19 protein-coding genes are annotated in these 21,026 nt (G+C 59.8%); 9 read left to right on the top strand and 10 right to left on the bottom strand.

Annotation, left to right across the window (positions count from 1 at the left end; genetic code table 11):
* Window positions 1-238 precede the first annotated feature (238 nt).
* The 3 genes from ugpC to FHT78_RS24720 all read right to left on the bottom strand — a co-directional run bounded on the left by ugpC (window position 239) and on the right by FHT78_RS24720 (window position 3,259).
* Window positions 239-1,384, bottom strand: a complete 1,146-nt coding sequence (ugpC, locus tag FHT78_RS24730; protein WP_183749210.1) for a sn-glycerol-3-phosphate ABC transporter ATP-binding protein UgpC — start codon at window positions 1,382-1,384, stop codon at window positions 239-241.
* Between the two features lie 132 nt (window positions 1,385-1,516).
* Entirely contained in the window at window positions 1,517-2,455 is a 939-nt protein-coding gene (locus FHT78_RS24725; RefSeq protein ID WP_183749209.1) for a PfkB family carbohydrate kinase, read from the bottom strand.
* A gap of 3 nt (window positions 2,456-2,458) precedes the next feature.
* The gene (locus FHT78_RS24720; protein WP_183749208.1) at window positions 2,459-3,259 is read right to left on the bottom strand and encodes a class I fructose-bisphosphate aldolase; all 801 of its coding nucleotides are present in this window, start codon (window positions 3,257-3,259) and stop codon (window positions 2,459-2,461) included.
* 228 nt (window positions 3,260-3,487) lie between these two features.
* On the opposite strand from FHT78_RS24720, the gene FHT78_RS24715 reads away from it, so the two are divergent.
* Window positions 3,488-4,249 carry a DeoR/GlpR family DNA-binding transcription regulator gene (locus FHT78_RS24715; protein ID WP_183749207.1) on the top strand — a complete coding sequence of 254 codons (762 nt, stop codon included), beginning with the start codon at window positions 3,488-3,490 and terminating at the stop codon, window positions 4,247-4,249.
* 159 nt (window positions 4,250-4,408) lie between these two features.
* Entirely contained in the window at window positions 4,409-5,434 is a 1,026-nt protein-coding gene (locus tag FHT78_RS24710) for a LacI family DNA-binding transcriptional regulator (RefSeq protein WP_183749206.1), read from the top strand.
* Here FHT78_RS24710 and FHT78_RS24705 read toward each other — a convergent pair.
* Complete coding sequence (locus FHT78_RS24705) at window positions 5,422-6,375, bottom strand: alpha/beta hydrolase (protein ID WP_183749205.1); 954 nt, start codon at window positions 6,373-6,375, stop codon at window positions 5,422-5,424. The genes FHT78_RS24710 and FHT78_RS24705 overlap by 13 nt on opposite strands.
* 9 nt (window positions 6,376-6,384) lie before the next feature.
* Window positions 6,385-7,533 carry a Gfo/Idh/MocA family oxidoreductase gene (locus FHT78_RS24700; RefSeq protein WP_183749204.1) on the bottom strand — a complete coding sequence of 383 codons (1,149 nt, stop codon included), beginning with the start codon at window positions 7,531-7,533 and terminating at the stop codon, window positions 6,385-6,387.
* Window positions 7,534-7,688: 155 nt separating this feature from the next.
* On the opposite strand from FHT78_RS24700, the gene FHT78_RS24695 reads away from it, so the two are divergent.
* The 6 genes from FHT78_RS24695 to FHT78_RS24670 are packed head-to-tail and all read left to right on the top strand — an operon-like array spanning window position 7,689 to window position 12,908.
* Window positions 7,689-8,510, top strand: a complete 822-nt coding sequence (locus tag FHT78_RS24695) for a sugar phosphate isomerase/epimerase (RefSeq protein ID WP_183749203.1) — start codon at window positions 7,689-7,691, stop codon at window positions 8,508-8,510.
* 10 nt (window positions 8,511-8,520) lie between these two features.
* Complete coding sequence (locus tag FHT78_RS24690; protein ID WP_183749202.1) at window positions 8,521-9,597, top strand: Gfo/Idh/MocA family oxidoreductase; 1,077 nt, start codon at window positions 8,521-8,523, stop codon at window positions 9,595-9,597.
* Window positions 9,597-10,418 carry a sugar phosphate isomerase/epimerase gene (locus tag FHT78_RS24685; protein WP_183749201.1) on the top strand — a complete coding sequence of 274 codons (822 nt, stop codon included), beginning with the start codon at window positions 9,597-9,599 and terminating at the stop codon, window positions 10,416-10,418. Before FHT78_RS24690 ends, FHT78_RS24685 begins: the two co-directional genes overlap by 1 nt.
* On the top strand, window positions 10,415-11,248 hold the full coding sequence (locus FHT78_RS24680; protein WP_183749200.1) for an alpha/beta hydrolase: 834 nt from the start codon (window positions 10,415-10,417) through the stop codon (window positions 11,246-11,248). Before FHT78_RS24685 ends, FHT78_RS24680 begins: the two co-directional genes overlap by 4 nt.
* Entirely contained in the window at window positions 11,245-11,967 is a 723-nt protein-coding gene (locus FHT78_RS24675) for a ribulose-phosphate 3-epimerase (RefSeq protein ID WP_183749199.1), read from the top strand. Before FHT78_RS24680 ends, FHT78_RS24675 begins: the two co-directional genes overlap by 4 nt.
* On the top strand, window positions 11,964-12,908 hold the full coding sequence (locus FHT78_RS24670) for an ROK family protein (protein ID WP_183749198.1): 945 nt from the start codon (window positions 11,964-11,966) through the stop codon (window positions 12,906-12,908). The genes FHT78_RS24675 and FHT78_RS24670 overlap by 4 nt, the downstream gene beginning before the upstream one ends.
* A gap of 269 nt (window positions 12,909-13,177) precedes the next feature.
* Here the strand turns inward: FHT78_RS24670 and FHT78_RS24665 are convergent, their stop codons facing one another.
* From FHT78_RS24665 to FHT78_RS24645, 5 genes are all read right to left on the bottom strand, one after another.
* Entirely contained in the window at window positions 13,178-14,038 is an 861-nt protein-coding gene (locus FHT78_RS24665) for an ABC transporter ATP-binding protein (protein ID WP_183749197.1), read from the bottom strand.
* Entirely contained in the window at window positions 14,035-15,069 is a 1,035-nt protein-coding gene (locus FHT78_RS24660) for an ABC transporter ATP-binding protein (RefSeq protein ID WP_183749196.1), read from the bottom strand. Before FHT78_RS24660 ends, FHT78_RS24665 begins: the two co-directional genes overlap by 4 nt.
* A 4-nt stretch (window positions 15,070-15,073) precedes the next feature.
* A complete protein-coding gene (locus FHT78_RS24655; RefSeq protein ID WP_183749195.1) occupies window positions 15,074-15,931 on the bottom strand; it encodes an ABC transporter permease in 858 nt (285 codons plus the stop codon).
* Between the two features lie 5 nt (window positions 15,932-15,936).
* On the bottom strand, window positions 15,937-16,941 hold the full coding sequence (locus FHT78_RS24650; RefSeq protein ID WP_183749194.1) for an ABC transporter permease: 1,005 nt from the start codon (window positions 16,939-16,941) through the stop codon (window positions 15,937-15,939).
* Between the two features lie 64 nt (window positions 16,942-17,005).
* Window positions 17,006-18,907: an ABC transporter substrate-binding protein gene (locus FHT78_RS24645; protein WP_183749193.1), complete on the bottom strand. Its 1,902-nt coding sequence runs from the start codon at window positions 18,905-18,907 to the stop codon at window positions 17,006-17,008.
* Between the two features lie 375 nt (window positions 18,908-19,282).
* On the opposite strand from FHT78_RS24645, the gene FHT78_RS24640 reads away from it, so the two are divergent.
* Window positions 19,283-20,887, top strand: coding sequence for a beta-xylosidase (locus FHT78_RS24640; RefSeq protein WP_183749192.1), 1,605 nt, complete (start codon window positions 19,283-19,285; stop codon window positions 20,885-20,887).
* The last annotated feature ends 139 nt before the right edge of the window (window positions 20,888-21,026 follow it).

The following is a 21,026-nucleotide window of genomic DNA, read 5'->3' as shown; positions in this document are numbered from 1 at the left end:
AAGGTGGGCGTTCAAAGGAAAACAAATGAAAGGCTTTGAGCGGTATGGGAAAAGCAGGGTTCGGTCGAGCTGTTGCGCCACTTTAAGTAGCAGTTCGGTGCCAACGACAACAAAAGAGAGCCTGGCGTCTGTGCCGGCGGCAATGAGCGGCGATGATGGTGGCGAGCACCTTCAAACAATTGAGTAAGCAGGCGCTCCTGCGACCGCCCGCCAACCAGCTGCGCCACCGCGGATCTTGTTAGATTGCCAGATGCGTCTGGGGATCGAAGAAATGCAGTTTGGCCACATCGATCGCCAAGTTGATCATTTCGCCCGGCTGGACTGTGCTGACGGCTTCGAACTTCGCGACGGCGTTTGCCGCACCGCTCAAGTCCTCGACGGCATCGGGATCACCGGAATCGATCCGCACTGCTTCGATCTTCAGATGCACGATCAGCTCGGAGCCCAGTTCCTCGATTGATTTCACAAGGGCCGGGATCGTCGCGTAGCGTGATCCCGATTCCAGACCGCTGTCGTAGAGGTCTTCCGGGCGAATGCCGAAGATGATCGTCTTGCCTTCGAACGCCCTCAGACCGGGAGATTGCTCGAATGCGGTCGTCGAGACCGGTATGGAAAAGGTCGGCAGCTCGATCCTGCCGTTCTGCAAGCGGCCTTCGAACAGATTCATTGACGGCGAGCCGATAAAACCCGCAACGAAGGCATTGACCGGTCGGCTATACAATGTCTTTGGCGTGTCGACCTGCTGAAGGACGCCGCCCTTCAAGACGGCAACCCTATCGCCCATGGTCAAAGCCTCGGTCTGATCGTGCGTCACATAAATCGTCGTCACGCCAAGCTGTCTTTGCAGGCTGACGATTTCGGCACGCATCTGTACGCGGAGCTTGGCATCGAGATTTGACAGGGGCTCGTCCATGAGAAAAGCTGCCGGTTCCCGTACCATTGCGCGTCCCATGGCGACCCGCTGGCGTTGACCGCCGGAGAGCGCGGCCGGTTTGCTGTCGAGCAGCGTATGCAACTGAAGTGTCTTTGCGATTTCATTGACCCGCTTCGTGCGCTCTTCCTTGTTCTTGCCCGCAAGCTTCATCGAGAAGGCAATGTTGTCGAACACCGTCATATGCGGATAGAGGGCATAATTCTGAAAGACCATTGCTATGTCCCGGTCCTTCGGCGCGAGATCCTCGACATTCTCTCCACCGATGCTCAGGGTCCCGCTGCTGATCTCCTCCAGCCCGGCGATCATGCGCAATGCCGTCGACTTCCCGCACCCCGAAGGGCCGACGAGGATGAGGAACTCGCCATCATTTATCGTCAGGCTAAGATCCTTGATCGCGTGGAATTTGGTTCCAAAGGTCTTGCAAATTTTATCGAGTACTACAACAGCCACGGCACTTCCTCCTTAGTATCGTCGCCATCCAATCCTGAAGCCAGCCCCTCCCCGGCGCTGTTTCGGATTGAACCGAAACCGTCATTTGCGCAGCACAAATCCGATCGTCCAGGACACCAGTGTGACGGATTCTCAGCCTTGCGGCACAACCGGCCTGGGCACGGGTGCATTTTCCCTCGCCAGCCACGCGAGACAGGCGCTTTGATCCGGCAGCGCCATGCGGCCACCGGGGCCAGTCACCGAGATCGCCGCTGCGGCAGTTGCATAAACGGCGCAGTCGACAGGCTGCTTTCCCTGTGTCAGCGCAAAAGCATAAGCGCCGTGAAAGCAATCTCCGGCGCCCGTCGTGTCGACTGCTTTAACCTCGTAGGCCGGAACATGCCAAAAAACGGCGTCCCCCGCCTGCCTGACATAGGATCCTCGTTCACCGTCGGTCAGAACGACTGCGGTCCGATCATCGGACCAAAGCTCGTGCAGGATCAACGTCGGATCGGTTTCGCAGGAATAAGTCTGAGCAAATTTCAGTGGCAATACCAGATGGTTGGACAGGCTTATCAATCGTTCCGTCGCAGGCCCGATCGTCCATTCAATGTCTGCCACCACCGCAAGGCCGAGCATGCGGGCGCGCGCAACGATCGTATCGGCGTGGGTGGCATAGCCGTCGATCAACAGCACCTGGGCTTGTGCAAGAATTTTATCGGTCAGGGCCTCGGAGGTTCCGTGCGGTACATCATCGTCATAGGCGATAAACCTGTCACCTTCGGGTCCGACCGTGATCACCGACCGTATTGGCCGGGCACCGGCGCGACGCGGCGCAAAGGATATATCGACCCCATGCCGTTCAAGCTCGCGGGCGCTGATATCGGTAAGAGGCTGATCGCTCAGCCAGCCGATGAAACCGGCCCGCCCCCCAAGCTTTGCGACCGCAACAAGGGCCGTCGCGACATTGCCGCCGTGGTCCTGGGTGCGACTTGTCACCTTCCCCTTGCCGGCACTCAGCGGTCGATCGACATAGATGATATCGTCGATCGCCAGAGCGCCGAAGCCTAGAACCTGAAGGTTGCGTACCACCTGTCAACCGCCCGCGGCAGCGAGCGCCTCTTGCGGTGCCATACCGCCGTGAATGACGAACTTGAAGGCGCGAGCCGCCATCGTCGTGTCGCCGTGCCCCCAGAGGTTTCGCCCCACCACGGCACCCTTTGCCCCCGCACGCAATGCATCGAAGGTCTGAGTCAGAGCCCCGAGCAGATTTTCCGTCTTCGGACCGCCAGCGATAACGATGGGAACCGGGCACGTGGCGACGGTTTCCTGAAAAGAGTCGAAATCCCCGGTGTACCCGACCTTGATCACGTCAACGCCGGTCTCAAACCCGATCCGCACAGCATAGGCAATTTCGTCCGGAGTGAAGACGATCTTGCCGCCGTTTGAATAATCGCGGGGATAGACATGCGCAACGACCGGCATTTCAAAGCGAGCGGCGGCGTTGACGGTGTCGGTGAGCCAGCGAATATATTCGCCTTCCGTATTGCCGCGCACCGGAATGGCAACGGCCAGAGCATCGGCACCGTAGCGTACCGCATCCTCGGGGGTCGCGATCAGCTGACGGATTCGGTCGTCCGGCGTAAAGCAACCGGCTTGAATGACCAAAGCGGCCTTGCCGGCATAGGCGGGCCACAAGTGGCGCGCAGCACCAGGCTGAATGCTGATATAGTCCGGCTCTCCGGCCATCACCCGCTTTAGAGCGTCAGGCAGATCCGCCAGGCCGCCCTCTCGCACGTTGCCATAGCCAACGAAGTGGTCGACTGCACCACCGAACAAATGCCCTGACGGATGTGAAAACAGCCGTGACAGGCGAATCTTGGTTCCAAGGCCCATTTCGATGCTGTCCCTCCACAAATTTGATTGCTCGCTGAAAGCCTAACTCGAAAATAAACGAACTTTCAATATTTCGATTCCTTTCGTTTTGATCTAAAATGACTTCAACGTTGACTGGACATCTACTCACGCCGCCCTTCATCGCGTCTTTTGAGCAAAAAGGGTGTGCCCTGGATTTTCGATTTTCGAAAGCCAGGTACCGTCATCGAAAGGAATTCGGGGTCACACATGCTTGCGGAACAACGGCGACATCAGATCATGCTGGAACTTCAGCGGACCGGCCAAGCGCGCACCACGCAGCTGGCGGAAAACTTCGGCGTCTCGGAGGTGACCATCAGATCCGACCTGGAAATTCTGGATGCCAAGAAGCTGCTCATCAAAACGCATGGCGGCGCGATCGCATTACCTGCCAGCTCGCCCGCGGCAGCCTTCGAAGAACGGATGAACCGCAATTTCGATGCCAAGCGTCGCATCGCGCAGATGGCCGCACGCCAGATCATCGACAATCAGTCCATTGTGTTCGACAGCGGCTCGACACTGCTGCAGGTCGCCATGCAAATGCCCCCGGTCAATAACGTCGTGGTGGCCACAACCGCCATGAATATCGCGCAGCATCTGATGTATCGGCCGGGGCTGGACGTGCATATGATAGGCGGCCGGGTCTTTCCCAGCACCGTCAGCACGATCGTCTCGGATTCCGATAAGGCGGTCGGCGGTCTTGTTGCCCACCAGGCGTTCCTCAGCGCTCACGCCATCGATCACGCATTCGATGTCGTCGATGTCTCGGAAGACATTGCGCGCACAAAACGCAATCTCGTCCGCATGGCGAGGCGCGTCATTCTCGTGGCGGATTCCAGCAAGTGGGATATTGGCGCTTCGTCCAAGGCATTTTCGCTTTCCCGCGTCGATCTGATCATTACCGACACCGCCATGCCGCACGGGATTCGCAGTCGACTGGACAAGCTGGGCGTCGAAGTGCGCTATGTGTAGAGGCGGCCAACTATCCAATTGTTCTTCATGTAACAAAAAATTTTGCGCATGCGATATTCTCAGGCTACAAACGCAACTCGAAAGCCCCCACACTGACCGCCTTTGCGATATCTGACGCAGACGAGCCTTGGCGCAGTGCAACCAGAATTGCCAAGGAAGATGACGATCAAAACCATGGACGATTTCGCCCGCTCCTGTGGCGTTTCTCGTCCAACGCTTTCCCGGTATTTCGATAACCCGAGCAGCGTAAAGCCGGGGACGCGCAAACGCATTGAGGACGCTCTCTCGGCATCGGACTACCGGCCGAACCTGTATGCCCGCAACCTTAATCGCAAAAGGACACGGAATATTGGCATTCTCGTGCCTGTCATCACAGATCCATTCTATGCCGAAATGGTCAACCGTCTGGAATTGCTCGTGCGTGGTGAAGGTTACTGGCCGATCGTCATTTCGTCTCATGGCTTGCCGGATCTCGAAGCCGAGGCTGTGAACACACTTCTGTCCTTGAAGGCTGCCGGTGCAATCATCGCGCCTCTTGGTCTCTCTTCCGAGCCAGGGATCTTTGAAAAACTCCGGGAGAGCATTCCCATTGTCTACTTCGATACGTTCATCGAAGGCGACACGCCCTTCATTGGCAATAACAACGCCCAAAGCGTTGCGACGATTGTCGACTATCTTTGCCGATCGGGCGAGCCGCCTGCATATTTCGACATTCCGCATGTCAATCACAATTCTGGGGAGCGGCTGGCAAGCTATATCGCCACGATCAAGTCGCTCGGTTTCGAACCGGTCGTGTTTGGCGCCACTGAGAATTATGGCTGGGATTTCGAACGTATGGGATACGAGCAGACCGACGCAATGATCGCGGCCGGAACGCTCCCGGGTAGGACGATTCTCTGCGCGAACGATCGCCTCGCCTTCGGTGCAATGGCAGCCGCCCACTCGCGCGGCCTTCGCGTCGGCCGCCGAAGCGACAGCGATCTTCGCATCGCCGCCCATGACGACCACCCTCTCAGCCGCTATACCTGCCCGCCATTGACGACAATGGCGCAAGACTTCACCGCCATGGCGCGCGGTAGCGTCGACACACTGCTGTCGATGCTGGATGAAGACAATGAGGCCACAAAGGTTGTCGCGCGAAAAATCATCCTCGACGGTACATTGGTGATGCGTCAGTCGGCGTGATCGACGAGGCTGCGCCATCCGGCAACCGCCTCTTCCACCGCTTGCCGCGCCGCCGGAATATGCCGCCCCATGGAAACGAAGCCATGGATCTGGTCCTGCCAATGCCGCAGGACGACAGGGACACCCGCCTCGGCAAGCCGGCGGGCATAGGCTTTACCTTCGTCTGCAAGGATATCATGGCCTGCAATCGCAACGAAGGCCGGTGGCACGCCCGCGACATTTCCAACACGCAGGGGTGAGACGCGCCAGTCACCGATATCGGCCGCATCGCGGACGTAGTGATCCCGGAACCAGCGCATCGTTGAGGTCGTCAAACCGTATCCTTCTGAAAACCTCACATAGCTGTCGGCCGTCTGTCCGGCATCGGTGTTGGGATAGAGCAGAAGTTGCGCCGAGATTTTCTGGGCAACGCCATCCCGCGAGAGAAGCGACAGGACAGCAGCCAGATTGCCGCCGGCACTGTCGCCCGCGACGGCAATGCGATCTCGATCGATACCGAGCGCGCTTGCCTGCTCCACCATATAGGCAAGAGCCGATACGCAATCCTCCAAACCCGCCGGGAACTTGTGCTCGGGGGCCAGCCGATAGTCAGGACAAAATACCGCACAGGCGCCGATATTTGCAAACCACCGGCAGATCTCGTCATGGGATTCAAGCGTGCCGACGACCCAGCCGCCACCGTGAAGGTAAAGAAGTGCCGGCGCATCCGCGTCTGGCGCACCCACGCCTCGATAGATCCTGACCGAGATCGGGCCGCCCGTCCCTGCAATTGTTCTGTCCTCGACGGCCGCGACCGGCTCGCGATCGCCCTGCAATGTCGGACAACCCGCGTCATAGGCGGCGCGCGCCTCGTTCACCGTCCCGCGCTCAAAGGGTGGCTGGTTTGCGGCGCGGCCGAGCGCCAGGACATGCGCGGCGCCGGCGTCCAATCGATCGTTCATCGTTTCACCTCAAGCAAGCAGGCTGCGGGCTTCGTCTTCGCCGAGCAGCTGCGGTTGTGCGACTGTACCCGCAATCACAACCGCGCTCCTGGCCTCACTGGATGCCAAGGTCGCCTCCATGATCTCGAGAACATGAAGGGCCAAATCGCCGGAGGCGCGCGGCGCCCTGCCCTCGCCAAGCGCGCGGATGAGATCGGCAACGCCCAGCATGCGATAATTGGCGCGGTCGGGAGCGCTATATGGCCAGTTCAAAGCGCCATACAACTCGCCTTCGCTTTCGAAATTCTTCCATTCGGCACCACGCTCGGAAAGCGAGACCGTTCCGCCGAACGTATCGGGATCTGGCAAGCGCAACGAACCTTCCGTACCGTGCAGCTCGATCGGATGATTGGAGTGCCGGAAGACGTCCCACGACGTGCCGAAATTCACCGTTGCGCCGGATTGAAACTCGAGAAGCGAGAGCACGTTGGTCGGCGTGCCCACTTTGAACCTCATATTCTTGAAGGGGCCGTCGGCCGTGATCAGCCGTTCTTCCTGGCCCTTCGTCGCCATTGCCATGACGCTTTTCACCGGCCCGAGCAGATTGACCAGCATCGTCAGATAATAGGGACCCATGTCGAACATCGGCCCGCCACCGGGCTGATAATAGAATTGCGGATTGGGATGCCAATGTTCCATGCCGCGGCCGAACATGAAGGCGGTGCCGCTGACCGGGCGACCGATCGCACCTGCATCCATCAGGCCTCGTGCGCGCCTGCCGGCGGCGCCGAGGAATGTATCGGGAGCCGAACCCAACAGAAGACCGCGACGTCTGGCTTCAGCCACCAGCTTGCGGCCCTCGGCGGCCGACGTCGCAAGCGGCTTTTCGGTGAAGACGTGCTTGCCCGCAGAAAGTGCCGACATCGTCACGTCGAAATGAACGGCCGGGATCGTGAGGTTCAGGACAAGGCCGACTTCGGGGTCTGCCAAGAGCGCGTCGACCTCCATCGCCCGGATGCCATATTCCTTCGCCCTCAGCGCCGAGATGTCGGATGAGATGTCGGCACAGGCCCTCAATTCGACTCCGGCAAACAGGGCAGCATTACGAAGGTAGGTCATCGAGATATTGCCGCAGCCGATAACGCCGATGCCCAGCCTCGTTCCCGGATATGCTTTCATGAATTGGCCTCCCCACCAATTTCAGATGTTTCGCCCATCATCGATGGGGATCGCTGCCGCGACAATCGCTATAGACCATATTATTTCTTGACGCGCGATAAATTTTTATAAACCATGCGGAAAATCCATCCGATCATCGCATCGAGGAATGAGCCATGAGTATCAGAGACCTGAAAGTCGGCTGCCAGACATTCACCTGGGAAATGCTCGGGAAAAGCTGGAATGGCCGCCCGGACGATCTGCTGGATGCCATTGCGAAGGGCGGCTATGCGGGCATCGAAATCACCGACACGATGATCGGCCACTACGCAGACCGTCCCGACGATTTCGCCGCAAGCCTGAAGAAACATGGCCTGACGCTCGTGTCTTTCGCGATGGGCTCGAAAAGCGGCTTTACTGTCAGGCAAGAGATCGACAACGACCTCAGAACCACACAGCGCTGGATCGATTTCGTGGCCGCCTTTCCCGGCGCCCTCGTTTCGATCGGCTCGGCGACGGCTGTCTCGGAAGGACCGCGGGAAGCGAAATTCGAAATCGCTTCGGAATTCTACAATCGGGCCGGCGAACTGGGCAAGGCATCGGGCGTGGATATCGCCGTGCATCCAAGCTCGCACCACAATACGCTGCTGTTCGACCGTGCCGATTATGACCGGATCTTTTCGCTTATCGATAAGAACCTCGTCGGCTGGGTGCCCGATACCGGCCATATCCTGCGCGGCCATGGGGATATTCTCGATACGCTGCGAACCTATCAGGACCGCATCCGATATCTGCACCTCAAGGACGTCGATGCGAACGGCAAATGGGCCATGCTTGGCAAGGGGGTCTGCGATACGCCCGCCGTGATCGACATCGTCGCCGCTGCGCCGCGCTTCAATGGCTGGCTGGTCCTGGAAGAGGAATCAGACACGGCCGCCGCCAATCCCGTGGCAGCCGTCCGGGCGAACCGTGAAACGATGCGCCGCTACGGCGCCTGAGGGAGAAGTCATGATCCGTAAGGAAGACCGCCGGCTGCGTGTGGGCGTGCTCGGCTGCGGCCCGATCGCACAGTTCGCCCATCTCGAATCCTGCGTGAAAGCCAGGAATGCCGACCTCTACGCCATCTGCGATGCAGCACCCGACTTGCTTGCGCGAATGGGTGCGACGTACGAACCACAGAAGATGTACGCCGATTATGACGCGATGCTCGCCGATCCCGAGCTCGAAGCCGTCATCATCGCCACATCAGACGCCTATCACGTGCCGATGTCGATCAAGGCGCTCGATGCTGGAAAGCATGTGCTCTGCGAGAAGCCCACTGGTGTTACGATCGAGGAAGGCCGGGCGCTCGCCGACGCCGTGAAGCGCTCCGGCAAAGTGCTGCAGGTCGGTCACATGAAGCGTTTCGACCCGGCGCTGGAGGCTGCCCGGGATTTTGTCCGTGACGATATCGGCGAGATCTTCGCGCTGAAAGCATGGTACTGCGACTCCACCCACCGCTACACCAATACCGATGCGGTCCAGCCGCTGCCGATCACCAGCAAATTCGCGAGGAAACCCTCCGGAAATCCCAAGGCTGACCTACGCCAGTATTTCATGCTGGCGCATGGCTCGCATCTCGTCGATACCGCCCGTTTTCTGTGTGGTGGGATCGTCGCGGTGCGAGCCCGCCTTCTCGAGCGTGCCGGCGCCTATTGCTGGTTCGTGGAAGCCGAATTCGCCAATGGCGCGCTCGGTCATCTCGATCTGACGGTCGCGGTCCGCATGGACTGGCATGAGGGCTTCCAGCTCTATGGCGAAAACGGTTCGGTGATCGCCAAGACCTTCAATCCCTGGTACCTCAGAGCGAGCGAAGTCGAGATCTTTCACGAAAAGGACGCGACGACCCGAAAACCTCTAGGAGCCGACGGGCACTTCTTCCGCCGCCAGCTGGAAGGTCTTGCCGATACCGTGCTGAACGGTGCGCCGATGCGCGGCGCCGATATAGAGGACGGGATCGCCTCCATCCGCGCCATGGTCGCCATCGCCCGCTCGGTTGAGACGGGTGAACGCGTCGAACTCGCAACCGTCACGGGATCGGTCTGATGCAGCTTGGGATCTTTGCAAAGACCTTCCCCGGCACCGATCCCCGGCAAATTCTCTGCACCGTGCGTGACTGCGGATTTGCGACGACGCAGTTCAATCTCGCCTGCGTCGGCCTGCCGTCGATGCCGGATGCGGTAGCGCCGGAAACGATCACCGCGATCCGGACAGCATCTGAGGAGGCCGGCGTTTCGCTCGCGGCGCTTTCGGGCACCTATAACATGGCTCATCCGGACAGGTCCGTGCGGGAAAGAGGGCTCAAACAGCTTGGAGCGGTGATCGAAACGGCGGCGGCCCTGCAGATTCCGCTGGTGACGCTTTGCACCGGCAGCCGTCATGCCCAGGACCAATGGATGCATCATCCCGACAATGCGCTTCCGTCCGCCTGGGCCGATATGGCGGCCGAAATGGAAAAGGCGCTGGAACTTGCCGAGCGGCACGGGATCGATCTCGGCATCGAGCCGGAACAGGCAAACATCGTCACCTCCGCCGCCGATGCGGTGCGGCTGATCGAAGAGATAGGTTCGAGGCGCCTGCGCATCGTGCTCGATCCGGCAAACCTCTTCGAGCAGGCAGCACCAGCCGAAGTGTCCGACATCGTCGCTAGGGCGATCGATATCTCGGCCGGGTATGTGACGATGGCCCATGCGAAGGATCGTTATGCCGATGGCCGCTTTGCGACGGCAGGTCAGGGTATCGTCGATTTCCCAGCCTTCATCAAAGGCCTGCGCGCGACCGGTTTCAGCGGTGCGCTCGTCACGCACGGTCTTGCGGCAGAAGAAGCACCCGCCGTCGCCAAATTTCTTTCGGATCTGATCCGATGAAGACGCCCATCGCCTTCAGACGAGACGATGCCAACCTTTCAGTCTACGACTGCGGGACAGGCCAAGCCTTGCTCTTTCAACACGGGCTCGGAGGCAATGAGGCGCAGGTCGCGCAGGTTATCCCGGAAGGGCACGACTGGCGGCGGATCACGACCGAGTGCCGCGGGCATGGAAGCTCGACGCTCGGAACGCGCCGCCCCTTTTCGATTGCGATGTTTGCAGCCGACGTCTTGGCCGCAGCAGACGAAAAGGGAATAGACCGGTTCATCGCCGGCGGCGTCTCGATGGGCGCAGCCATCGCGCTGCATCTGGCCAAAACGTATCCCGAGCGCGTCATGGGTCTCATTCTGGTGCGACCGGCCTGGTGGTTTGCCCGGGCCCCAGACAATCTCGCGCCGATCCGCGAGATCGCGGCATTGCTTCGATCTCATTCGACTGGCGACGGCCAGACGCTTTTTGCCAGGTCGGCGACGGCGGGACGTCTGCGGATGGAAGCGCCAGACAATCTCGCCTCTCTGCTTGGCTATTTCGAACGCCCGGATGCACGAACTTTCGCCGACGTCCTCTGCGACATCGCCTCGGATGGAACCGGCGTTTCGCTGGAAGACGCAGAAAACCTCAGTGTTCCCGCCCTCGTCCTCGGCAACCGGCAGGATGCCATTCACCCCCTCGCCGTCGCGCGATTGTTGGCTGACACGCTTCCAAATGCGCATTTCCTCGAAGTGCCGGCAAAGGCAGCGGATGCCGAAGCGCATTTCGCCGCGGTCCGAACGGTGATCCAGCAATTCCTCACCACAGAATTCAAAGATCGGAGCATCGCTCAGCCATGACATCGAACTCTCTCTCGGGCGGCGCCATCGCCGCATTGCCCCGGCATAGGCTACTCGGCGAGTTTTCACTCTGGTCCGCGGATCTTGCCAATATGGAGCGCGACCTTCGCCGCATCGAACCCTATGTTGATCTCCACCATATCGACGTAGCCGACGCACGCTTCACGCCCGGCTTCCTGTTCTTTCCCGATTTCGTCGCCCGCATCGCCAAGCTGACGGCAAAACCGATCCATGTGCACCTGATGGTCGAGGCCGAGATCGTCGAGGAGCAGACACGCCAGTTCATCGAGGCCGGCGCCGATCTCATCAGTGTTCATGCCGAGAATGGGGAAGCCGGCTTGTGTGCGGTGGCACTCGCAAAAGAGCTTGGGGCCGAAGCCGGTGTCGTTCTGCGACTGGAAACTCCGGTCGCCGCGGCAGAACCGTTCCTCACTGAGGTCGCCTTCTTCACGCTGCTCGGGACCTCGATCGGCGTCAAGGGACAAAGCCTTTCGGACAAAGCCTGCGACCGGTTGCGCGAAGCGCGCTCGCTGATGAAGCGCGCCGGACGTGAAAAGGAGATCGTCCTTGCAGCGGATGGCGGCATCCGTGAACAGACAGTTCCGCTGTTGCGGGCAGCAGGTGCCGAGACGGTCGTGCTCGGGTCACTGGCGTTTGGCGACATGGATCTGCCGGGGCGCATCGCCTGGCTGCGTTCTCTGGAGGCCGAGCCGCAATGAACAGAATTGCGCTCGCATTCGACCTGGGTGGAACGGAGTTGCGCGCCGCATTGGTTGGCGACGACGGCAATTTACTGGCGTTCGCATCCGCTCCGACGCGCGCCAGGGATGGGCCGGTTGCAGTCATCGAGCAGATCACGATGCTTGCGGAGGAAACCTGTTCGGAACTTCCCGACGCCAGGCCGCTCGGCATCGGCGTCGGAGCGCCCGGCCCGCTTGATCCGGCCGCAGGCATCCTGACTGCACCGCCGACACTCTCGGGCTGGCGTGAAGTACCCCTCGCGCGCCTTCTTGAAGATCGCTTGAACCTGCCTGTCCGGTTGGAGAACGATGCGAACGCCGCCGCTCTCGGCGAATGGCGTTTCGGCGCCGGGCGCGGCACGGCCTCGCTTGTGTTCGTCACCGTGTCCACCGGCATTGGCGGTGGGGTGATCGCCGATGGCCGGATCGTGCACGGTCGTCGTGGGCTCGCAGGTGAAATCGGCCATATGACCATCACCGGCGAGAGTGAACGATGCCTTTGCGGTGCGGTGGGCTGCTTCGAGGCGGTGGCATCGGGCACGGCACTTGGCCGTCGTGCGACAGCACTGACAAAACCGGGTGACGGTTCAGTGCTACGGGCGCTGTCACATGACGGCGACGTGACGGGCCAACACGTTGTCGAGGCTGCGCGCGGGGGTGACGAAGCAGCCCTTGCGCTGATTGACAGGGAGGCCCGCTGGCTGGGCATCGGCTTTACCAATCTGCTCCACCTCTACTCGCCGGATATGATCGTCATGGGCGGTGGAATTTCCCACGGCTACGATCTTCTTCGAGAACGGATCGAGGCCACCATTCAGGAGCGCGCGATGCCCGCTTACCGCGATGTGCCGGTCGTGCCGGCGCAACTCGGAAGGCATGCCGGTTTGATCGGCGCCGCAAGCCTGGTCCTTCTCAAATGACAGGTTCCGAAATCTGACCGCCGCCCCACTGCAGGATGATAGCCGAGTGCTGAGTTGGATTTGTATAAGCTGTAGCCTTCGACGAAGACAGGTGTTGGATTCGCGTGGGTGGGAATCCGACGACGAACCGCAGGGCGAAGCTTACATGACGGCAATCGAAGAGGCGGATCGGCTGTTGATTTCCGCCGGTACCGTCGCTGGGGCCCTCCTCGTAGCCTCACGACGCAATGTCGGCGAAGAAGTAGAGCCCTCAGCCGAGTGGAACAGAGCTAGACACCGGAAGACATACGGTCGCGCTGACGCGCGTATAGGATCGCTGATGCTCGCTTTGGATCCGGGGGCAGCACGGCATTCTTCAAGGCGAACGAATAGTCGTGCTGCGGATTGTCCAGCACGGCACGCGCGTCCCCACTTTCGACGACCACGCCCTTGCGCATGATGATGACACGGTCCGCTATGTAATAGGCGGTCGCAAGATCATGAGTGATGTAGATGATCGATACTTTCAACGTGTCGCGCAATTCGCGGAAGAGATTGACGATCGACATGCGCAGCGACGCATCCACCATGGAAACTGGCTCGTCTGCGACGATAAGCTTCGGCTCGGGAATGAGCGCGCGTGCCACCGCAATGCGCTGGAGCTGGCCACCGGACAATTCGTGCGAATAACGTCCTCGAACCTCCGCAATGGAGAGGCCGACCCGCTGCAGCGTCATATCTGCCAAGGCCTCCCTTTCCGCGCGGCTCTTCGCACCCTTGAAGCGATGCGCCGTGGCATACAGATACTCGTCGATGCGCGTCAGCGGATTGAAGGCTTCGAAGGGATTCTGGAAAACCGGCTGAACTCTGGTCATGAAGGCTTCGCGGGCGCTGCGGCTGCTGATATCGCCAATGTCGGCGCCGTCGAAGCGGATGGTGCCGCGGTCTGCGGCTTCGCTGCCGAGGATCATCTTGGCGAGCGTGGATTTGCCGGAGCCGGATTCGCCGACGATCGTAAAAATCTCTGGCCTGTCAGCCGCAAGCGCAAAGCTCACGTTATCGACTGCCGTCATTCTGGCGCGTGAAAAGAAACCGCCGATCGGAAAGAACTTGCTGACATTTTCAAGCTGGAGAAGGTGTTCGCCACTCATTGGATCTTGTACTCCCCTGCCTTGAAACAGGCCACGCGCCCGCCGGTCGCGCTCGGCTCCATGACAGGAACCTCCTTCGAGCACCTGTCGATCGCAATCGGACACCGTGGATGGAAGCGACATCCCGACGGCGGGTTCGAAAGCGCCGGAGGCTTGCCCTGCAAGCTCTTCCGCGTCCGGGTATCGCCGATGCGCGGCAGGCTGCCGATCAGGTGAGCCGTATAGGGATGTTGCGGATTGTCGAAGATCGCCTGCGTCGGCCCTTCTTCGGCGAGGCGGCCGGCATACATGATCGCTAGGCGATCGGTGATGGCGGCGTGGACAGACATATCGTGGGTGACGAAGATGACTGAAGCTTGCATACGCGTCTGCACTTCCTTGATCAACGCCAGAACATCCTGCTGCACCAAAACGTCGAGCGCCGTCGTCGGTTCGTCGGCGATGATGAATTCCGGTTCGCACACGGTGGCAAGCGCAATGGTCAGCCGCTGGCGCATACCGCCGGAGAGCTGGTGCGGAAAGGCTTCAAGGACATGCGGATCGAGATGCAGGCGGGCAAGATGCGCCTCGACCCGCTGGCGGAAAGCAGCTTGATCCAGATCCATATGGCGGAAGGCGAAATCGTTGAAAGCGTGTTTCACCCGCCGGACCGGGTTTAGCACGTTCATCGAGCCCTGCATGATGTAGGAGAGATGCCGCCAGCGCGCAGCCCGCATCTTTTGCGGTTCGCCATAGACGTCGATCGGCTTGCCATCGAAATTGAAATTGACCGTGCCGCCGACGACCCTCATCGGCGGGCGAATGGCTCCGGCAAGCGTCTTGATGAGCGAGGTCTTGCCGCTCGAGGATTCTCCGGCAATGCCGTAGATTTCGTTCTTGCGTACCGTCAGGCTGATATCGTCGACGGCCCTGATCTCGCGCCGGACGCCGAAATAATCGTTGACGTAGTAGCATTTGAGCCCGTCGATCGTCAGCGCATCCCGGGAGTTTTCGACGAGGGTCAAAGGTGCTTGCCTCAAAGAATTCTGCATCGTCTCAGGCTCCCATCCGTGCCAGGCGCGAGCGCGGGTCGATATATTCATTGACCGACATGGAAAGCATGAAAAGGCCGAGGAAGAGGATGACCACGAAGAGCATCGGGAAGGCCACCCACCACCAGATGCCGGCAACCATGGCCGAATGTGCATTGGCCCAGTAGATCATGCCACCGATCGTCGGCCGGTTAATGTCGGAAAAACCGAGAATGGAGAGCGTCACCTCCAGGCCGATCGCCCAGATAAGATTGTTCATCGTCGTGAAGAAGACGATCGGCATGACATAGGGAAGATGTTCGCGAATGAGGATCTGCGACGTGCGCATGCCCGAAAAGACGGCGTGCCGCGTGAATTCCCGTTGCCGAAGCGATAGCGCAACGGAGCGGATGAGCCGGCTGTCATGGGTCCAACCGAGCAGGGCTGCGACGACCGCCAGCATCGACCATGTCATCTGGTCACGCAGGACAAAGACCAGAAGAAGCAGGATCGGGATGTTTGGCAGCGCGCCCAGCGTATCGTTGACGCCCATGATGATCTGGTCGGTGCGGCCGCCGATGTAGCCGGAAACGAGGCCGACGACGAGCGCGATGAGGCGGCTGACGACGGCGACAATGATGCCGAAGATGAGCGTATTGCGCAGCGACGCGCCGATCTGCCAGAAGACATCCTGGCCGCGCGAGGTCGTGCCGAACCAGAATTCGGCCGATGGCGGCATGTCGGGGATCACGACATAGATGGCGGTCTCGTCATAGGGTGAGAAAAACGAGGAGACGATCAACCCGACAATGATCAGGATCAGGATCGTCCCGAACAGGAATTCGCGGTTGTAACGAAGCAGGTCTCGGAGGATCTTGAACATCGCGATTATCCCAGTTTCACGCGCGGATCGATCAGCGGATAGATGATATCGATCACGAAGACGGCCGCAGCAACAGCAATGATGGCGATGGTCGTGACACCCAGGACCAGGCTGTAATCGCCGGAATAGATACCCGAGATCAGCAGCTTGCCGATGCCCGGATAGTTGAAGACGAACTCGACGATGACGGCACCGCCGAAGACATTGCCGAGGCTGAGCGCGAGACCCGTAACCTGCGGCAGCATGGCGTTGCGGGCCACATAATACGAAAAGATGCTGCTCGAGCGCACGCCGCCGAGCTCGGCATAAACCACATGGTCGTCAGTGATGATGTTGGAGACGAGCGAACGCATGGAGATGAACCAGCCGCCGATGCCGACGAGCACCAGCGTCAGCGCCGGCAGAATGCCATGTTCGATGACCGAACTGATGAAGACCCAGCTGAAGGCAGGCGCGAGATTGACCTGCGCGCCGCCACTGATCGGCAGGATCGGCCAGACGAAACCAAAGAGAATGACGAGGCTGAGGCCGATAATGTAGGTCGGAATCGGCTGCAAAGCCATGATGACGATGCCGGCAAGCTTGAGCAGCCGGCTGTTGCGGAAATAGCCGGCAAGCGCACCGAGCAGGTTGCCGATAATCCACGAAATGATCGTAGCAAGTGTGAGAAGGCCGACGGTCCAAGGCAAAGCGCGTCCGATGACGGTCATGACCGGCGTCGGGAAAGAGGACAGCGACGGACCGAAATCCCCGGTCAGCACCCGTCCCCAGAATGTGAAATACTGACCGATAAGCGGGCCGCCGGTTCCATAGAGCTCCCGCAGCGACTGTCGCAGAATTTCAACAGATTGTGGATCGGTCGAGCCGAAACTCGTCAAAAGCGATACGGTCTGCTCCACCGGGTCGACCGGCGAGAAATGCGCGATCAGGAATGCGAGCGTGATGCCGGTGACGACCACGAAAAGGAACTGCAGGAAACGTTTGCCCGCATAGATCAGAAAACCATTCATGGCATCCATCCTTCAGTAGGAGAAGGGGAGCGGCCGGCAATCAGCCACTCCCACGTCGACGCGATCAGTTCTTCGGAGCGTCCGGATTGGCCTTCAGGCCGGTCACCATGTAACGAATGTTCGACCAGTTCGGACCAGAGGCGGAATAGGGGTTTTCAGCGCTCGGATAGTTCGTCCAGTAGGTCGTGTCGAACGGTGCGAACTTGTTATAGGCCATCAGCGGGATCATCGGCATCTCTTCGACCGCGAGCTTTAAGAAATCCTGACCGACCTTGATGACGTCGGGCGAGTCGAAGGCGATGGAGCGGTTCTTCGCGATGATCTGATCGAGACGCGGATCCTGCCAGCGCTGCAGATTGCGCGGCGGCTGGATCTGGCCGAGCGGCTTTATGAATTCCGAATGATAGCTGTCCAGGAAGAAGGACAGGTCCGGATGGCCGCCCCAGGTTTCAATACTCCAGTAGATTGCGGCTTCGTAATCGCCGGTCGAAAGGCGCTGACCGTTGGTCGGGCCGGCAACGTCGACCTTCGTGGCAATTCCGTTCTGGCTCCATTGCTGGGCAATGACCGTGCCGGCACGCGCCAACGTCGGAATGGCATCGCCCTCGACCTGCAGGCGGATCGTGAACGGCGTGCCGTCAGGCTTCAGCCATTGATTGCCGCTCTTCTTGAAACCGGCCTTCTGCAGGAGCTCGGCTGCAGCCTGAACATCCTGCTTCCACCAGCCGAAGCCGAAGGTGCGCTGCAGCTGTTTCGGATCGGTCGGGATCTGGTCGCCCCACTGACCACGCACCATGGTGGCGATCTGGGCGGAGATGTTAGGATCGTAGGGCTTGATCTTCCGGCTGCCGGTATCGAGCTCGAAATTGGTGAGCCAGTCCTGCATCGGCGCGTAATAATCGTCCGGCGCCGAGCCCGTCGGCGGCGTGGCGAGAGCAGCCAGATTGGCGGCACCGCGATAGGAGCCGAGAGCCACGGCGCGGATATCAATCATCAATGCCAGCGCCCAGCGCACATCCTTGTTGTCGAAGGGCGGCTTTTTGTTGTTGAGCAGCACGGATGGCAGGGTCGGATCGGGATGGGCGAAGGGAAAGCCCTTCAGCCAGGAAGCAACGCTCTTGCTGTCGCGCATCATCGCAAACATGCCCTCGGGTGCCATGTCGTTGATCACGTCGAGATTATGATTGCGCTGCTCGATGACGCGGGCTTCGGGATTGCCGGCGGCGCGATAGACGACATATTTGACCTGCGGCGGCTCCTTGGCGGCCATGCCGATCGACGTCCGTTGCCAGTCGTCGCGCAGTTTCCAGATGGTCCAGTTGCCAGCCTTGTCATAGCTCTGCAGCACATAGGCGCTGAGCGAGACCGGCGGATTATTCTTGAATGCCAGAGGGTCGCCCGCCTTTTCGAAAACATGCTTCGGCATGATCCAGGCAGCGTTCCAGCGCACGGTAAACACGGTGTGGAAGCGCGAATTCGGCTTCTTGAGATGGAAGATCACCGTCTGCGGATCAGGATTTTCCACGCTGGCAACGTTGACGGAAAAGGGCGCGCTCCAGGACATGCCGGGATGGTCGATCTGCGTCTTGACGGTATAGGCCACGTCATCGCTGGTGAATTCGACACCGTCACTCCAATAGATGCCCTTGCGCAGCTTCACGGTCATTTGCGTGAAATCGGCATTATAGGCCGGCGGCTCGGTCGCGAGCGCATTCTGCCAGGCATGCGGACCACCCTCCGGATTGATGAACCAGAACGTATCGGTCGTCAGCTGCTGCAGGCCGTTGACATTGGCAGACCCGCCACCGCCCGGCGCCCAGACATTGAACCAGTCGGCATTCTGCTGCGGCGTGCCCTGGATGATCAGAGTTTCATTACGCGGAATACCGGCGATGAAATCCTGCGCATAAGCAGGCAGAGCGGCGAGAGACGATAAGGCAATGGCTACAAATCTAGGGAACTTCATCGGACGCTCCTCCTTGGCCCGCAGAGCCGGGCGCTTCCCGTAATCCGTTATCGATCGCATTCCGGCGAAAGCGTCTTTATAGGGACCTGATAGTCCCTATGGCTCCTCCAGCCGACAAGCTTCGCCTCAACATTTATCGACAATTTTTCGCGGAACGGCAACAGGTAATTTTCCAGACGCTAAAAACTCCCGGAAATTTCGGCATTTTTGATCATCTGGTTCATCGCCATTTTTTATATTATTGACAAAGTGGTCGTTTCGCTTAGCTTTTTGCGTCGAGCGCGGCACCCTCCCAAGACAGCCGCAACTCATCACCATATTGGTCGGTTAGCCTTCGGGAGGAGGCAGAGGCTTGGCCGTTCAAGAGGAAAGACGATGACGAGTTCCTATGACGTGACCATCAACGTTCACGCCGGCAGGCCGACAGGCGCCTATAAACCGCTGTGGAACTGGTTCGGCTATGACGAGCCAAACTACACCTATTCCCCCCATGGCAAGAAGCTTCTGAAGGAGCTGACGGAACTTAGCCCCGTCGCTCCGCGCATTCGCACCCACAATCTGTTAACGAGCGGCGATGGTAAGCCGGCCCTGAAATGGGGCTCGACCAATGCCTATACAGAGGATGCGAACGGCAATCCCGTCTACGACTGGACGATCATCGACCAGATCTTCGACGCCTATGTCGAGGCCGGCAACATTCCGCTGATCCAGATCGGCTTCACGCCGGAGGCGCTTTCCGATTTCGACGGCCCCTACAAGCATCATTGGGAACCGGCGGATAAATACGCAACGATCACGACCGGCTGGACCGCGCCGCCGAAGGACCTGAACAAATGGGGCGACCTCGTCGAGGAGTGGGCGCGGCATCTTGCCGATCGCTACGGCGAAGACGTCGTCTCCTCCTGGCCCTGGGAAGTCTGGAACGAGCCAGACGGCCACTACTGGACCGGTACGATCCCGGAATTCTGCGCCATGTATGATGCGAGCGCACATGCCGTAAAACGAGCGTTGCCGAAAGCACGCGTCGGCGGCCCGCATACATGCGGCGGTTTCGCCAATGAGAAGGCGCAGACCTTCCTGCGCGCCTTTCTGCGCCATGTTGTCGAGAACAAGCCGCCGATCGATTTCATCGCCTTCCACGCAAAGGGCAATCCGGTCATCTTCGACGGCCATGTGCGCATGGGCCTGCACAAGCAACTGCGCGACATCGAAACCAACCTCGCCATTATCAACGAATTCCCCGAGCTTCGGCATCTGCCCGTCGTCATCGGCGAATCCGACCCGGAAGGCTGTGCGGCCTGCTCGGCCCGCGTCCACCCGCAGAACGGCTACCGCAATGGACCGCTCTACGGCGTCTATGTCGTCGAGAGCATGATCCGCACATATGAACTGTCGCGCCGCGCCAATATCGAAATCGAAGGTGCCGTGACCTGGGCCTTTCTTTTCGACGACCAGCCCTATTTCGACGGCTTCCGGGATCTTGCCACCAACGGCGTCGACAAGGCAGTGCTGAACGGCTTCCGGATGCTCGGCAAGCTGGGCGGCGAGTGGCTGGAATCCGAAAGTGACTATCGCCGCGATATCGAGGACATCATGAGCCACGGCGTTCGCGACAAGCCGGACGTCAACGTTGTTGCGACCCGCGACGACAAGGGCGTCTCTGTTCTCGTCTGGCACTATCATGATGACGACGAGGCAGGCCCCGCTGCCGAGATCAGCCTGTCGATCGACGGCTGGGGCAATCGTGCGGCTGCGCTCAAGCATTTTCGCATGGACGAGCAGCATTCCAACTCCTTCCGCATCTGGAAGGAAATGGGCAAACCGCAGGACATCAAAGGCGCCGATTACGCCAGGCTCGAAGCCTCCGGCAAGCTCGCCGAGATCGACAATGAAGCATCGATCTCCGTCAAGGACGGCAAGATCGATCTCAAGTTCTCCCTGCCGCGTCAGGGCGTGTCTCTCCTGCGCCTGGACTGGTGAGACGGCAGGCAAGAGAACGCAGCCCTCAAAGTTGCGCTCTCGGACTTCCCTCAAGCAATGGCGTGCGGCCGTCACCGGCCGCGCGACATGACCGGCATCTCCTAAAACCTTTCCCTGCAGCACTGCCGGCATGCGCAGG

It is taken from the genome of Rhizobium sp. BK196 (assembly GCF_014193255.1).
In the GTDB taxonomy this organism is placed as follows: Bacteria; Pseudomonadota; Alphaproteobacteria; order Rhizobiales; family Rhizobiaceae; genus Rhizobium.
This window is presented reverse-complemented; position numbering and strand designations above follow the sequence as displayed.

Coding starts and splice junctions, on each gene's coding strand:
- FHT78_RS24720 (WP_183749208.1), bottom strand. CDS start 3,259: ATGGGCCTTGGAACCAAGATTCGCCTGTCACGGCTGTTTTCACATCCG.
- FHT78_RS24715 (WP_183749207.1), top strand. CDS start 3,488: ATGCTTGCGGAACAACGGCGACATCAGATCATGCTGGAACTTCAGCGG.
- FHT78_RS24710 (WP_183749206.1), top strand. CDS start 4,409: ATGACGATCAAAACCATGGACGATTTCGCCCGCTCCTGTGGCGTTTCT.
- FHT78_RS24705 (WP_183749205.1), bottom strand. CDS start 6,375: ATGAACGATCGATTGGACGCCGGCGCCGCGCATGTCCTGGCGCTCGGC.
- FHT78_RS24700 (WP_183749204.1), bottom strand. CDS start 7,533: ATGAAAGCATATCCGGGAACGAGGCTGGGCATCGGCGTTATCGGCTGC.
- FHT78_RS24695 (WP_183749203.1), top strand. CDS start 7,689: ATGAGTATCAGAGACCTGAAAGTCGGCTGCCAGACATTCACCTGGGAA.
- FHT78_RS24690 (WP_183749202.1), top strand. CDS start 8,521: ATGATCCGTAAGGAAGACCGCCGGCTGCGTGTGGGCGTGCTCGGCTGC.
- FHT78_RS24685 (WP_183749201.1), top strand. CDS start 9,597: ATGCAGCTTGGGATCTTTGCAAAGACCTTCCCCGGCACCGATCCCCGG.
- FHT78_RS24680 (WP_183749200.1), top strand. CDS start 10,415: ATGAAGACGCCCATCGCCTTCAGACGAGACGATGCCAACCTTTCAGTC.
- FHT78_RS24675 (WP_183749199.1), top strand. CDS start 11,245: ATGACATCGAACTCTCTCTCGGGCGGCGCCATCGCCGCATTGCCCCGG.
- FHT78_RS24670 (WP_183749198.1), top strand. CDS start 11,964: ATGAACAGAATTGCGCTCGCATTCGACCTGGGTGGAACGGAGTTGCGC.
- FHT78_RS24665 (WP_183749197.1), bottom strand. CDS start 14,038: ATGAGTGGCGAACACCTTCTCCAGCTTGAAAATGTCAGCAAGTTCTTT.
- FHT78_RS24660 (WP_183749196.1), bottom strand. CDS start 15,069: ATGCAGAATTCTTTGAGGCAAGCACCTTTGACCCTCGTCGAAAACTCC.
- FHT78_RS24655 (WP_183749195.1), bottom strand. CDS start 15,931: ATGTTCAAGATCCTCCGAGACCTGCTTCGTTACAACCGCGAATTCCTG.
- FHT78_RS24650 (WP_183749194.1), bottom strand. CDS start 16,941: ATGAATGGTTTTCTGATCTATGCGGGCAAACGTTTCCTGCAGTTCCTT.
- FHT78_RS24645 (WP_183749193.1), bottom strand. CDS start 18,907: ATGAAGTTCCCTAGATTTGTAGCCATTGCCTTATCGTCTCTCGCCGCT.
- FHT78_RS24640 (WP_183749192.1), top strand. CDS start 19,283: ATGACGAGTTCCTATGACGTGACCATCAACGTTCACGCCGGCAGGCCG.